We start from the raw sequence: 13,601 nt of genomic DNA on the forward strand, positions 1-13,601 counted from the left end.
TTTAAGGTTCTTTTTCTGGAAACAGCTTTTAAACGGCAATCCCCACCTGAAGGAGTTCAGGTGGGGATTGCCGTTTGAAGCGAAGGAGAGATTAGCTCTGCATCAGGAAGGCTTTGATATAGTCATCCAGGTCGCCATCCAGCACGTTCTGCACATCGGTGCGTTCTACGCCTGTTCTTATGTCTTTGATGAGTTTATAGGGGTGCAGCACGTAGTTCCTGATCTGCGAACCGAAGTCGATGCGTTTCTTGGTGCTTTCCACCTTGTCGCGTTCCTCGTTCCGTTTGTTGATCTCAATCTGGTAGAGCTGCGATTTCAGCATCCTAATGGCGTGCTCCTTGTTCATGAGCTGGGAGCGCTCAATCTGCACCGCAATGGTAATGCCCGTGGGTTTGTGCTTCAGGCGCACCGCCGTCTCCACCTTGTTCACGTTCTGGCCTCCGGCACCACCCGCCCGATAGGTATCCCACTCAATATCCCCGGGGTTCACGGTGATCTCAATGGTGTCATCTACCACGGGGTACACGAAGACTGAAGCGAAGGAGGTGTGCCGCCTTCCGCCGGAATCAAAGGGGGAAATACGCACCAAACGGTGTACCCCAATCTCAGCTTTGAGGTAGCCATATGCGAAATCACCGTCGAACTGGAGGGTGGCAGACTTGATGCCGGCTCCCTCGCCCGGTTGGAAATCGACCTGCTTCACGGAATAGCCTTTGCGTTCGCCCCACATGAGGTACATGCGGTACAGCATCTCGGCCCAGTCCTGGCTCTCGGTTCCACCCGCCCCGGAGTTCACCTCCAGCACGGCGCCCAACTGGTCTTCCTCGTTGCTGAGCATCCGCTTGAATTCCAAGCCTTCTACGGTCGCCTCGGCGGTTTTATATTCAGCGTTGATGTCTTCCTCAGAGACGTCGCCTTCTTTGTAGAAATCGAAAAGGACCTCTACATCATCCACGGCTTTAGAGGTGTTTTCAAAATCATCGGTCCAGGTCTTGAGGCTTTTGGCTTCTTTCAGTACCGTCTCAGCTTTCTTGGGATCATCCCAGAAATCAGGAGCGGTGGACTGAGCCTCGATGGCCATTATCTGTTCTTTCTTGGTATCGTAGTCAAAGATACCTCCTCAACGCCTCTACCCGGCCTTTCAATTCTTTTACTTGTTCTTGGGTCATAACAGGGGCTGCCATTGGTTTCTACAAAATAGCAGCGGTTGCAAAGATAGCAGATATAAGGGAAGTTGCGGAAAAGGTTGTAGGGTGGGGCAGAGCCGCTTTTGGCATGTTTTCCGGGAAACAGGCTCAGAACGCAAAAACCTGTGAGGTTTTCAAAACCTCACAGGTTTGATCTAAGGAAGAGGGTACGGCGCAGGATTGGAAACTCGCGCCAGAGTTCTCTGATCAGCCGTCTGTAGCGGCGTTCCACGTAACGCCGTAGGTGACAGAAGTAGGATCGCTTCAGGTAACTGAATACAATTTTTTTTACAGGGTAGAAAGGCCAGTTGCTGGCACAAGGGTTCTGGTTTTATAGAACCACGGCGTTACAGTGTAACGCCGCTACATTGACCGGCCATACCCATTTTACCGCTCAATCCAAAGACCTCGAAGTGTGCGCAGCTCCTACGAGTGTCTGAACACCACAATCCCCTAAAAAAGAAAAAATCTGCTTTGGGTCTGTTTTACCTAAAACAGCCCCAAAGCAGATTCATCAATTACTTGCAACCTTCTACTGCACCGGCACTACCCAGCCATAAGGATCAGGAGCCAGGCCGTAGCGGATGTTATCCAGCTCAGTGGCGATCTTGTTGGAAAGGGTACGGTCTGCTACCGGCGGCAACATCATTTCCTCGTCTCTGAAGGTGATGGATTTGATATGCGCAATGGTGGCGGCGGTACCGGTGCCAAAGGCATCCTGCAGTTTCCCGGCTTTGTAGGCTTCCACTATTTCCTGTACTGGAATACGTCTTTCCTCTACCGGAACACCCCAGTCACGGGCCAGTTGCAGTACGCTGTCACGGGTGATACCGGCCAGGATGGAAGTGCTCAAAGCAGGCGTTACCAATTTGCCGTCAATCACGAACATCACGTTCATGGTACCGGATTCCTCAATGTAGTTGTGCTCGCGGCCGTCAGTCCAGATGATCTGGTGATAGCCTTCTTCATGGGCCAGTTTGGCAGGCAATAAAGAACCCCCGTAGTTACCGGCCGCTTTTGCGAAACCGAACCCGCCTTCCACGGCGCGGGTGTAGTGCTCCTCAATTTTCACGCGCACGGGCTCTGCGTAGTATCCGCTGGCCGGGCTACAGAAGATCATGAACTTGTATTCCGTGGCCGGGCGAACACCCAATAAACCTTCAGATCCGAACATGAACGGACGGATGTACAAGGAATACCCGGGGCGTTGCGGCACCCATTTTGCATCTAAGGCGACCAATTGCTTTAACCCTTCCATGAAGAGCTCTTCCGGGATCTCCGGCATGCAGAGGCGAACGGCAGAGGCATTCAACCTGGCCCAGTTGGCCTGCGGCCGGAATAGCACCACTTCGCCCTCGGGGGTTTTATAGGCTTTCATGCCTTCAAATAAGGACTGCCCGTAGTGCAGCGCGGCGGTGGCCGGGCTTACCTGAATGGGGCCGTAAGGCAGAATACGCGGTTGTTGCCAGGCACCGTCCTTGTAGTCAATCTCCAGCATGTGGTCGGCGAAGATTTTCCCGAACTGCAGGTTTTCCAGATCAAGAGCGGCTAATTGGCTGGCGGTGGTCACCGTGGTATGAATAGACTTTGCTTCTGTTTGCATGGATATGGGTCTTATTATAAGCGTGTACGAAAATGCGGGGAGACTGAATAAAAAAAGCCTCACATACGAGGCTTCCAAGTTATTTCTTTTACTCCTAATTCAAAACCGTTGGCACGGCTTAACACGAAGAGGAGGTCTGAGAGGCGGTTGAGGTATTGCACCACCAGGTCGTCTACGGGAGCTTCTTCCTGCAAGGCGATCACCAGCCGTTCCGCGCGGCGGCACACCGTGCGGGCCACGTGGCAGAAAGAAACCGAGGGGTGCCCGCCGGGCAAGATGAAGTTGCGCAGGGGCGGCAATTGTTCGTCCAGCAGGTCCATCTGCTCTTCCAGCAATTGCACGTCGGCTGGGTGCAGGTCTGGGGTGGCTACTTTGCCTTCTTTGGCGGGATCAGTGGCCAGGGTAGAGCCAATGGTGAACAGGCGGTCCTGGATCTCAGAGAAGAGAAACTGCCGTTTCTGGTTTACTTCCTGATCCCGTACTACACCCAGGAACGCGTTCAACTCGTCTATGGTGCCGTAGGCCTCAATGCGCAGGTGCGATTTCTTGACGCGGGTACCGCCAATAAGGGAGGTTTCGCCTTTGTCACCGGTTTTGGTGTAAATCTTCATTCAGGGGAATTCAGGGCGGCGGCCTGCAGGCCAGGCACCGTAATGTTCTGGTTTAATTCATCAGACTCAATCAAGCCGTCGCGCAGGCGCACAATGCGGTGGGCGTAGTGGGCGATGTCGTCTTCGTGGGTAACCATGATGATGGTGTTGCCTTTGGCGTGCAGGGCCTCAAACAAGCCCATGATCTCATAGGAGGTTTTGGTGTCCAGGTTACCGGTAGGCTCATCTGCCAGGATAATACTGGGGTCATTCACCAGGGCCCTGGCAATGGCCACCCGTTGGCGCTGTCCACCGGAAAGTTCGTTGGGTTTGTGCTGGGCGCGGGAGCCAAGGCCTACACTGTCCAGTGCCGCCATGGCCCGCTCATTGCGCTCAGATTTACCGTAGCCGGCATAAATGAGCGGCAGAGCCACATTGTCTAAGGACGAGGAGCGCGGCAACAGGTTAAAGGTCTGGAATACGAACCCGATCTCTTTGTTGCGCACGGTAGCCAGTTCATTGTCTACCATGTTGCTCACATCATTGCCGTTGAGGATGTACGTACCTGAGGTAGGGGTGTCCAGACAGCCCACAATGTTCATGAGCGTGGATTTACCCGAGCCAGACGGGCCCATGAAGGCCACGTACTCCCCTCTTTGGATCTCAATGGAAATAGACCGCAGGGCATGGATGGTCTCCGTCCCCATCTGGTATATCTTCGAAATCTCCTCGGTTTTGATGATGGTGCTCATACGGCGGTGGTTATTGCCAGTCTTGCAGCAGCGCCTCGCTGGCCTGCAATCTGGCCTCTATTTCGTTTCTAAAAGTAAGGTATTCCTGAGGACTTACCAAAGGTTGCAGCTGCTCCAGACCCTGTAAAGCGTATTCCCGCAAGCCCTGGCCCAAAGCCACCTTGATGTAGGCTTTTCTGAGCACAACTGACCTGGGGTTATATCCAATGGCTTCCAGCAACAGGTCATACGCTTTCATGGGTTGCTTCTGGGCAAGAAAGAAATCAGCGGCGGCCAATTGCCCTTCCTCCGACCAGGGTGCCCGTTTCAGGAGCTGGTTATAGAGATTAGTCGCGGCTTTTGGGTTTTTATTACGTTGGGCCAGCAAAGCTTGGTAATAGAGCTTAGTGCCTACGTTCTGCGGCGCGAAATATAGCCCAGGGAGTTGCTTAGCCAGTTCCTCGGCTTGCCCGGTCTTCCACCAAAGCTGGGCCTGCAGCACATTGGCCTCTGATTTCAGCCTGTTTTTAGGAAAATCCGCTGGAAAGTGGAGGCGCAGAAGATTGCCTGCCGTGGTGGTGTTGCCTTCCTGCAAATACCGTTGAACCAAAGGCAGCGCGGCCACGGGCGCCAAGGTTTTAGTTGTAATGCCGTTGGCTACCGCTTCTACCTGGGGCAGGGGCAGTTGCAGGGCCTTCATCTGCAGGAACTGCACCTTCATGGAGTCTGGGGCGCCCGCGGCTTGTTCTGCCGTCATCTGCGAGACAATGGCCAGTTGCGTGGCCGCCTTCCGTTGGGCAGGATCCGGGAAGTTGGAGTCTCCCAGGGCAATCTGCGTGGCCTGCCCATACTCACCCGCCAGCGCCAAGGCGATGACAGCGTGTAAATGGGCGTCGCGGTAACCCGCTTGGCGCGCCTTCTGGAAATACTCGGCGGCCAACGGGTACAGCTTGCCCTGGAGCATCCACTGGCCCAGGATGTCATAGTAATACCCTGCCGCCCCGCCACTGCTGGAAGCCAAGTATTCCAGGGTGGTCTTGGCCTGGGCGGGTTGGGGAGCTGAAAGGGTACCCTGTTGCAGCAGCAAGGCTTTCACTAGGGTGAGGTCATCCAGGAAGGGTTGGTTTTCCTCCTGCCTTAGCAGGGTGTTGAGGGTGTTGAAAGTGCTGGAACTGTCTTTCTGGCTGCCCGGGAAAAGTTGCCGGTTATAGAAACTAGCGAAGGTCTGGGTGCTCAGGGCACTGTCTGCAGGCAGGGCGGGAAGTTGCTGTGGTCTGGGTCCGCCCAGGGCCAGGGCAATGGCCATGCGGTTGGTGAGTAGCGGGCCATACGTGCCTTGCCGGTATTGCTGCGAAAACTCCTTGGCTTGCTTAGGAAACTTGTGGCTGGCCAGAAAAGCCAATTGATTTGCCTGAATCACCTCGGGTTCCTCGCTCTGCGCCAGGGCGGCATCTAAGTAATAACCCGCCGAGTCTGAGAAGGCCGTAGTGCCATACAGCAGCCCCAGGTTGTTCAACAGCGGCGCATGGGCCGGAAACGCTTTCACGCCTTCCTGCAATACTTTCAGGTGCTCAAAGAGGTCGGAAGATGAAGTGAAAAGGCTGGCGAGCCGCAGGTAGCCTTCCGGGGAGGATTTCCGTTCCTGGGCCTCCAGTATCTGGTGCAGTTCCAGGGTGCGGGAGCCGGCCTGGTGGTACATATCCGCCAGGGAGTAATTGGAACGCAGGTTGTTCCGGGATTGGGTGCTGGCCTCGTGGTAGAACTGCTCGGCCAGCAGGGGGCGGTCTTCGGTCTGCCGGTACAGATCACCTAAGTAATTGTAATAGCCGGCCTGGTGCTGGAAATACAGCGCATAATTGCTCCGCAGTACCAGCACAAACAACAACACTGTACCCATGAGGTAGACGGTGAAGTAGGGCAACTGCCGCGGGTCATACACTACTTTGTAAACCCTCAGTTTCTGTTTGATGAGCGGTCCGAAGTTCACCAGCACGTAGATGAAGAAGGCCACTCCGTAGGCCAGGTGGGTGGCAATCACGGCGCTGCGGTAGGCTTGCACTAAAGGGTCATTGGCCAGCATCAGGGCGTAGCCCAGGCCCAGGAACGTGAGCAGGGCCAGTACCAGGTACAGAGGCGCCGCCTCGGTTTCAAACCGGAAGAAGCGGGCGTATTGCCCTTGCCGTTGCCGAAGGCCCCACAAGCCCACCAGGGCAGAGAAGAGCAACACCACCAGGGCATCTAATCCCGCAAAGTCAAACGCCACCACCCCAGTCTGCCGAAGGTACAACAGCAGCAGGTTCCCCAGGTACAGCAAACTGATGAGCACAAACTGCACCAACCCAAACCGCCGCTGCGGTTGTTGGGCCTGGGTGTTGAACCAGAGCAACCCGTGCAGGTTCTCATAGGCCACCAACACCATGAACAGCACCGCCGCCACAAAGCTGCCCAGGGTGCTGTAGTTCACCACGTGCAAGGCCGTGAGCGGGGCTGGAAGGGGAGAGAAATAAAACAAGGCCAGGCTTAGCCCCCCCACTAAACCGCTGAAAACCAGAAAACGCAGCAGAAACGAAACCCTGGTCCAGAAGGCCTGGAAGAGAAAGCTGCCTACGCCCAAGGCCCCTAAAGCTATTACAAGCAGGATTCGGCTAGTTTCCGAGAAAATACCCAGTAAATCCAGGTTAAGGGTGGAAAGCCAGAGCATGCCCAGCAACACGGCGGCGTAATACGGCATCCGTTTCAAGGTGCTGGCCAGGGTCCAGAAAAAGGTAAGGGCTACGGCCAGGCCTGCCAGATAAGTCCAGGTGGCCCACAGGGGAAGCTGCATGGCGCCCATGGCGTAGCGTTCCGTGACCAGATAGGCGTTCACCTCTACCCGCATGGGCGTTAGCAGCGGGGCAGCGGGACTTAGATGGGCTTCAGCGGGGAAAAGCTCCGGTTGTTTCTCCAGGGGAAAAACGGTCTGTTGTCCGTAAAGAAAGCCGTAAACGCCAAAAGCCATGGCGGCCAGCACCAGGGCAACTAACAAAGCGTACAGAAAGCGGCGGCCGGGCTCCACCGCGGGCCAGAAGGAAAGAAGCTTCATCCAGGCTTACTCCAGTACTTTAGGCACCCTGAAGTAATCGGAGTCTTTGCGCGGGGCCAGGCGCAGGGCATCTTCGTGGCGCACGGTGTTCTGGGCAGCATCTTCGCGCATCACGTTCAGTTCCTCAGAGATATGGATCAGGGGTTCCACGTTCTGGGTGTCCAGCTGGCGTAGTTGGTCTACCCAGTTCAGGATGTTGTTCAGGTCATGGAGCATTTCCTGCTCTTTGGTCTCATCAAATTCCAGCCGGGCTAAGTGCGCCAGCTGCCGTAGGGTTTCTATGTTCGTGCTCATGGTTCTTCTGGTCTAAGGTCTCTTGAATAAGGGCGAAGGTCTGGGCCTTCAGGGTTTCCACGTCCTGGAGGGTTAATCCTGTAGTGGGAATAGGTGCATGGATGATCATCTCCAGCGGATGGTACCGGATGATGAGTTTGCCTTTCACATCAGGCAGGAATAGGTGGTTGTAAGGCATGGTAATGGGCACCACCGGAATCTGCTGCTCAATAGCCAGTTTGAACGGACCGTCTTTGAAAGGCAGCAGTTTGCTTCCTGACTCCGGGGAAATTTTACCCTCCGGGAAGATCACCACACTACGGCCCTCCTGTAGGCTCTTCTTGCTGGCGATATAGGCTTTGGCGCTGCTGATGGGGCTGTCGCGGTCTACGGAGATGTAGAGGGTGTCATAGATTTTGCCCCAAAGCGGCACTTTGGTCAGTGATTTCTTACCCACGAAGTTCAGGAACCCGGGTACGGCCGCCAGGATCATGGGAATGTCAATATAGGAACTGTGGTTAGGCGCGAAGATGTACTTCTGGCTTGGGTTCAGCAATTCCAGGCCCTTTACTTTTACCGGCATGAGGTACATGCGCAGCTGGAACTTGGCCCACATCCGGTTCAGGTTATGGGCGTGCCGGTAACGGTTAGGCTTGGCGATGAGCAGCCGGAAAAACGGGTAAGACGTCAGAAACGGTAATACAAACCAGGCGGTACACCACACCGCATACGCTTTCTTACCTATTACTTTTAAGCTGTTCATCTTCCCAAAATTATGAATAATTCAGAAAAGCACCACACGTGCTTTCTGAAAAGCCCTTTCTGGCCTGTTTCCAGAAAAAGGCTTCTAAACCGGGGAACGCGCGCTGTCTTGACTTAGTGCCACCAGCTGGCGGTTATTTGGGACGGCGGGTCAAAAGAATCTTCTCGGCTTTAAGCAAACCGGCAATGCTGATGGCGTCGGTGATCTCACTGTCCATGGCCATGCGCACCGCCTCGTGCAAGGGCAGTTTCCATATCTTAAGGTCTTCCGTTTCCTCAAATTCAGTCTCGCCGGCGGTCAAGTCCTCGGCCAGGAAAATGTAGCCTTCCTCATCCGTGACCGAGTTGGAGGTATGGATGCGCCCGATGTTGGTCCATTGCCCGGCGGTGAACCCGGTTTCCTCTTTCAGTTCTCTTTTCGCCGATTCCAGCACGTCCTGTTCCACGGGGCCACCGCCCATGGGGATCTCCCAGGAGTATTCTTTCAAAGGGTAGCGGTATTGGCCCACCAACCAGGTATTGCCTTCATCGTCCACCGGAATAATGCCAATGGCTTTGTTCTTCATGGACACAATGCCATAGATGCCCTGTCCCCCGCCCGGGTTGATCACCTGCTCCTCGCGCACGCTGATCCAAGGGTTGCTGTACACGGGTCTGGAATCAAGGGTTTTCCAGGGGTTTTCTAAAGAATGATGAGGTTTCTCAATGCTCATAGCAAAAGGAGGTTGAAAAGGTTTGGAGCCAGTTGTTTAGTGGCCGATTTCTGGTAAAGGGGCCTAAAACAGAGGGTTCTGAAGTGGAATAGGTAGGAAGCCAAATTACACTTGCGCACGCACGGCCTCCGCGGCTTGCTGGTAGACGGCCTCATACATAGGCACGATCTTGCCTATCTCAAATTCTTTGGCGCGGGCCAGGGCGTTGGCCTTGAACGTAGGCAGCTGGTCGTCCTGAAGCAGGAACAGCGTGTTCTTGACCATGTCTTTCACATCACCCACGTTGCTCACGAAACCGGTCACGCCGTGCAGGTTCAATTCAGGCAAGCCCCCGGCGTTAGAGGAAATCACGGGCACCTCACAGGCCATGGCCTCCAATGCCGCCAACCCAAAGCTTTCTTTCTCAGAAGGCATCAGGAAAACATCGGCCACGGAGAGCAGTTCCTCCACGGCCTCCAGTTTACCCAGGAACCGAACATCAGAACAGATGCCTAGTTTGCGGCACATGTTCTCCATTTTGGGCCGTTCCGGGCCATCGCCTACAAAAAGCAGTTTGCTAGGCATCTTTTCCCGCACTTTAGAGAAGATCTTGATCACATCGCCAATGCGTTTCACCGCCCTGAAGTTGGAGGTGTGCACCAGCAACTTCTCCCCGAAGGGCGCAATAGCGGATTTGAAGTGCTCTTTGCGCTGTTTCTGGAACCGCTCCAGGTTGATGAAGTTAGGAATGACCACGATTTCCTTCTCAATGGGAAAGTATTCGTAGGTTTCCTTGCGCAGGTCCTCAGAAACGGAGGTAACGGCGTCTGACTGGTTGATGCTGAAGGTCACTACCGGTTCATAAGACGCGTCTTTGCCCACCAGCGTAATGTCAGTGCCGTGCAGGGTGGTGATGACCGGGATATGGATGCCTTTGGAGAGCAGGATCTGTTTGGCCATGAAGGCCGCCGAGGCGTGCGGGATGGCGTAATGCACGTGCAACACGTCCAAGTGCTCAAACTGCACAATGTCTACCATCTTGCTGGCCAGAGCCAACTCATATGGTGGATATTGGAAAAGCGGGTAGTTGGGGATGTTGACCTCGTGGTAGAAGAGGTTCTCGTTGAAATGGTCTAGCCGGGCCGGCTGGCTGTAGGTGATAAAATGCACCTTGTGCCCTTTCTGCGCCAAGGCTTTGCCCAATTCGGTGGCCACCACACCGCTACCGCCAAAGGTGGGGTAGCATACAATTCCAATCTTCATGCGCGTATGAGTTTCCCGCTAAGTTACGGGTTAGGTACTAACGATTGATATACTACGTCATGAATGCGGGTGCGGATGTTGTATTTGAGCAGCTTATCGTTCTCAGAGTCAGGATAAACCCGGTTAGAAAGGAAAATATAAATAATATTGTTCTCTGGGTCAATCCAGGCGCCGGTTCCGGTAAAGCCGGTATGGCCAAAGGTGCTCAATGGAGCCAGGTCAGAGGTAGGACCGTTGCCCTCGGGCTCTGGTTTGTCCCAGCCCAGGCCGCGGCGGCTGATTTTGCTGCCGTTTTGTGAAAACTCGGTCACAACGGGACCTTTAAAGTATTGTTGCCCGCCGTAGTTGCCGTTCTGCAGGTCCATCTGCATGAGAATAGCCAGGTCATTGGCATTGGAAAAGAGCCCCGCATGGCCTGCCTTGCCTCCTAATAAAGCCGCGTTGCCGTCATGCACCGTGCCTTGCAAGGGCACGTCTGCCTTGAACTGGGAACCAGGGGCGGTAGGGGCAATCTGCTCTTTCAGGAATTTGTCTAAAGGATTGTAGGTAAGGGTGGAGGCCCCCAGCGGAGCGTAGAAGTTCTGCGCCAGGAAATCGGGAAGGGGTTGGTTCAAAAGGCGCTCGGCCACGCGTTTCATCAGGTGCAGCCCCAGGTCTGAATAGCGGTACTCAAACTTGCCGTTCGCCACGCGTTTGCCTACCAGGTCAGATTTTACCACCCATTTCCACACCGAGTCCTCCAGCCGGTTGTTGCTGTACACGCCGGGTACCACCAGGTTAGGGTAGGCCTCAGAGGGCAGGCTGTCATAGTAGAGCGGGTTCAGTTTGCCATCTTTGAAGGTCTTGGTCCAGAACGGGATGAAGGCTACCAACCCAGCCTGGTGCAGGAGCACGTCGCGCACGGTGAGGTTGGCCTTGTTAGAGCCTTTCAGTTCCGGTAGGTAGGTGACCAACTTCTCGTCCAGTTTGAGTTGGCCCTGGTCTTTGAGGAACATCACCGCCTGCAGCGTGGCGGCTACCTTGGTGATAGAGGCCAGGTCATAGATGGTTTTCTCAGTGACGGGTTGGCTGCGGTCATAAGTGTAGAACCCGTAAGCTTTCTCCAGCACCACGGTGCCATCTTTCACCACCAACACCTGGCAACCCGGCGTGGCGGCGTAGGCAATGGCCTCCAGCGCAATGTTGTCAATCTTCTTGAGAGTAGTGGAGTTCATGCCCACACTCTCTGGCAAAGAGTATTTGAGGCGGCTCAACGAAGGAGTGGTAATGCCGTCACCGGCTTTGAACTTAGGCGAGGCCGTCACGGGCAGGCGGCCAATGGCCGGTAAAGCCCCGAACAAGATCTGCGGAATCACCTTTCGTGACACCTCATTGTCTTCATAGCCGCACACGAGCCAGTTACTGTTCTCAAAGTTCTTGAGGCTATAGGCATTGCCCATGACCACCACCACTACTTTCTTGCTAGGGTCGCGCTGCAGTGTCCGGATAAAGCCCAGGGCATTGCCCGATAGATTGAAGTTGTTGTTGGGGTTATTGGTCAGGTTGTGCAAAGAAACCACCACCACGTCAATTCCCGCCAGGTTGCGCAGGATGCCGGCATACACACTGTCTGGGGCCGTTCGGCTGGTCACCGCGAACTTCCGGAAAGGGGCGTATTTGTCCAGGGTCTGGGTCAGGGTGTTGTTCAGGCTCGCGCCCACTGCCACCGAGGCAAACTCCGTGGTGTCCAGTACCCGGAAGGGCAGCAGATCCTGTTTGTTTACCACCACCGTGGCGGCCTGCTCATATAATTGCTGCTGCAATACCTGGCTCACCGGGCGACTCAAATCTTGGGAAAGGTTTTTGACATCTACGGGCGAATACTGGTTCAGGCCGGCCCAGTACTTGGCGTGCAGCATCTTGCGCACGCTCACCTCTATTTCCCGCTCAGTGATGGTGCTGTCAGCTAAGGCTTTCTTGATGGTGGCAATGGCCTTGGGCACGTCCTCTGAGAACAGGAGCACGTCGTTGCCGGCTTTCAGGGCCAACGCGTCTACCTCACCAGGCTTGTGGTAGCGGGTCACGCCTTTCATGTTGAGGGCATCGGTGAACACCAGGCCTTCATACTGCATCTGGCCCTTGAGCAGATTGTTCACCAAATAGGGCGACAGGGTAGCCGCCCGGTTGGCGATGGAATCCAGCTTGGGCACATGCAAATGCGCCACCATCACGCCCATCACGCCGGCGTCAAAAGACCGTTTGAAGGGGTAAAGCTCTACCTCAGTGAGGCGGGCCATGTCATGGGTGAGCACGGGCAGGGAGAAGTGCGAATCGGCATCGGTGTCGCCGTGACCGGGGAAATGCTTGGCCACCGCAATAATGCCGTGGTCTTGCAGGCCTTTGATGTAGGCAATGCTGCGGGCAGTCACTTTTTCCTTGTTCTCGCCAAAGGAGCGGTTCCCGATCACGGGGTTCTTGGGGTTGCTGTTCACGTCTACCACCGGCGAGAAGTTCACGTGGATGCCCATGCGCTTCAGTTTGAGGGCGATCTCGCGGCCCATAAGGTACACGTAGTGGTCATCTGGCAAGGCGCCCAGGGTCATCTGCTTGGCAAAGTGCATGCTGCTGTCCAGGCGCATGTCCAGGCCCCATTCGGCATCAATGGCCACCAGTAGGGGGACTTTGGAGATGCTTTGGTACCGGTTGGTGAGGTGGGCCTGGCGCACGGGCCCGCCTTGCATGAACATGACCCCGCCAATGCCGTATTGGGTGATCAGGTGCTCGATTTCCCGTACGTGGCTTTGGGATTTGTTGGAGTAGGCGGCCACCATGAACAACTGGCCCAGCCGTTGGTCTGGGGTAAGCGTTTGATACACACTGTCTACCCAGCGCTGCTCCTGTACGGTGACATTGCCCCGGCCCTTAGGACCAAACCCTGACAAAACCCACCAGACGCCCATCACCACGGTCAGTAGCCATAGGCTATATCGCTTCAGCATTTCGCAACGCGTAATTTAATTTGAATAATGTTTCATAGGGCTCATTTCGCAGAGCAAAACCAGCCGCGGCCCTACCGGCCCTGAAGCGTTTTTCGCCCGTTTTGGATGAAACGACTGAAAACTCCTTAGGTTCAGGACTTCCCCGCCAAGGCTCTTCTCTGTGGCGGTTCCTGAGGGCTCTTTGGCCAGAAGGACTAAAGTGCCGGAGGTCGAAACAGAGTGAACTATCAGAAGACGAGGGAGGTTAGGCCGCTGTTTAAGCTGGTAATATTACTCAAAATTTCGCGGTTATGCCTTAAAATTTAGTCGAATCTGGAGTTTCCGGGGGAAAGAGGATGGAGCAGAACGCCATTTACCCAATAGAGGGAGGTCCAAAGGAAATTATATTCCTGGTGGCTCACTACCTGGCATTCCTTCCAAGCCGTGGCTTTTACGTGGGT

The 13,601-nt window shown here is 54.9% G+C and carries 10 protein-coding genes; all 10 read right to left on the minus strand.

The genetic code is table 11. The features are described from left to right. Positions 1-91 precede the first annotated feature (91 nt). Positions 92-1,169 (minus strand): peptide chain release factor 2 gene (gene prfB / locus FOE74_RS07290; RefSeq protein ID WP_149097930.1). Its coding sequence is split into 2 segments (ribosomal slippage): positions 92-1,108 and positions 1,110-1,169, totalling 1,077 coding nucleotides; the frame shifts between segments, so codons are not numbered across the junction. A gap of 550 nt (positions 1,170-1,719) precedes the next feature. After that, positions 1,720-2,790 (minus strand): branched-chain amino acid aminotransferase, encoded by a 1,071-nt coding sequence (locus tag FOE74_RS07295; RefSeq protein WP_149097931.1) that lies wholly within the window; start codon positions 2,788-2,790, stop codon positions 1,720-1,722. 59 nt (positions 2,791-2,849) lie between these two features. Beyond that, positions 2,850-3,401, minus strand: a complete 552-nt coding sequence (locus FOE74_RS07300) for a cob(I)yrinic acid a,c-diamide adenosyltransferase (protein WP_149097932.1) — start codon at positions 3,399-3,401, stop codon at positions 2,850-2,852. Continuing rightward, positions 3,398-4,132 carry an ABC transporter ATP-binding protein gene (locus tag FOE74_RS07305; protein WP_149097933.1) on the minus strand — a complete coding sequence of 245 codons (735 nt, stop codon included), beginning with the start codon at positions 4,130-4,132 and terminating at the stop codon, positions 3,398-3,400. Before FOE74_RS07305 ends, FOE74_RS07300 begins: the two co-directional genes overlap by 4 nt. A 10-nt stretch (positions 4,133-4,142) precedes the next feature. Next, positions 4,143-7,193 (minus strand): tetratricopeptide repeat protein, encoded by a 3,051-nt coding sequence (locus tag FOE74_RS07310; protein ID WP_149097934.1) that lies wholly within the window; start codon positions 7,191-7,193, stop codon positions 4,143-4,145. 6 nt (positions 7,194-7,199) lie between these two features. Continuing rightward, positions 7,200-7,487 carry an Asp-tRNA(Asn)/Glu-tRNA(Gln) amidotransferase subunit GatC gene (gene gatC, locus FOE74_RS07315; protein ID WP_149097935.1) on the minus strand — a complete coding sequence of 96 codons (288 nt, stop codon included), beginning with the start codon at positions 7,485-7,487 and terminating at the stop codon, positions 7,200-7,202. Further along, the gene (locus FOE74_RS07320) at positions 7,429-8,229 is read right to left on the minus strand and encodes a lysophospholipid acyltransferase family protein (protein ID WP_149097936.1); all 801 of its coding nucleotides are present in this window, start codon (positions 8,227-8,229) and stop codon (positions 7,429-7,431) included. The genes gatC and FOE74_RS07320 overlap by 59 nt, the downstream gene beginning before the upstream one ends. Before the next feature lie 133 nt (positions 8,230-8,362). Continuing rightward, positions 8,363-8,941: an NUDIX domain-containing protein gene (locus FOE74_RS07325; RefSeq protein WP_149097937.1), complete on the minus strand. Its 579-nt coding sequence runs from the start codon at positions 8,939-8,941 to the stop codon at positions 8,363-8,365. A gap of 105 nt (positions 8,942-9,046) precedes the next feature. Continuing rightward, a complete protein-coding gene (bshA, locus tag FOE74_RS07330) occupies positions 9,047-10,183 on the minus strand; it encodes an N-acetyl-alpha-D-glucosaminyl L-malate synthase BshA (RefSeq protein WP_149097938.1) in 1,137 nt (378 codons plus the stop codon). A 23-nt stretch (positions 10,184-10,206) separates the two neighbouring features. Then, complete coding sequence (locus FOE74_RS07335) at positions 10,207-13,161, minus strand: glycoside hydrolase family 3 N-terminal domain-containing protein (RefSeq protein ID WP_149097939.1); 2,955 nt, start codon at positions 13,159-13,161, stop codon at positions 10,207-10,209. Positions 13,162-13,601 lie beyond the last annotated feature (440 nt).

It is taken from the genome of Rufibacter glacialis (assembly GCF_008271745.1).
Classification (GTDB): Bacteria; Bacteroidota; Bacteroidia; order Cytophagales; family Hymenobacteraceae; genus Nibribacter; species Nibribacter glacialis.

What these genes read in the sequence shown, in the direction of transcription:
- FOE74_RS07295 (WP_149097931.1), bottom strand. Translation starts at nt 2,790, where the DNA reads ATGCAAACAGAAGCAAAGTCTATTCATACCACGGTGACCACCGCCAGC.
- FOE74_RS07300 (WP_149097932.1), bottom strand. Translation starts at nt 3,401, where the DNA reads ATGAAGATTTACACCAAAACCGGTGACAAAGGCGAAACCTCCCTTATT.
- FOE74_RS07305 (WP_149097933.1), bottom strand. Translation starts at nt 4,132, where the DNA reads ATGAGCACCATCATCAAAACCGAGGAGATTTCGAAGATATACCAGATG.
- FOE74_RS07310 (WP_149097934.1), bottom strand. Translation starts at nt 7,193, where the DNA reads ATGAAGCTTCTTTCCTTCTGGCCCGCGGTGGAGCCCGGCCGCCGCTTT.
- gatC (WP_149097935.1), bottom strand. Translation starts at nt 7,487, where the DNA reads ATGAGCACGAACATAGAAACCCTACGGCAGCTGGCGCACTTAGCCCGG.
- FOE74_RS07320 (WP_149097936.1), bottom strand. Translation starts at nt 8,229, where the DNA reads ATGAACAGCTTAAAAGTAATAGGTAAGAAAGCGTATGCGGTGTGGTGT.
- FOE74_RS07325 (WP_149097937.1), bottom strand. Translation starts at nt 8,941, where the DNA reads ATGAGCATTGAGAAACCTCATCATTCTTTAGAAAACCCCTGGAAAACC.
- bshA (WP_149097938.1), bottom strand. Translation starts at nt 10,183, where the DNA reads ATGAAGATTGGAATTGTATGCTACCCCACCTTTGGCGGTAGCGGTGTG.
- FOE74_RS07335 (WP_149097939.1), bottom strand. Translation starts at nt 13,161, where the DNA reads ATGCTGAAGCGATATAGCCTATGGCTACTGACCGTGGTGATGGGCGTC.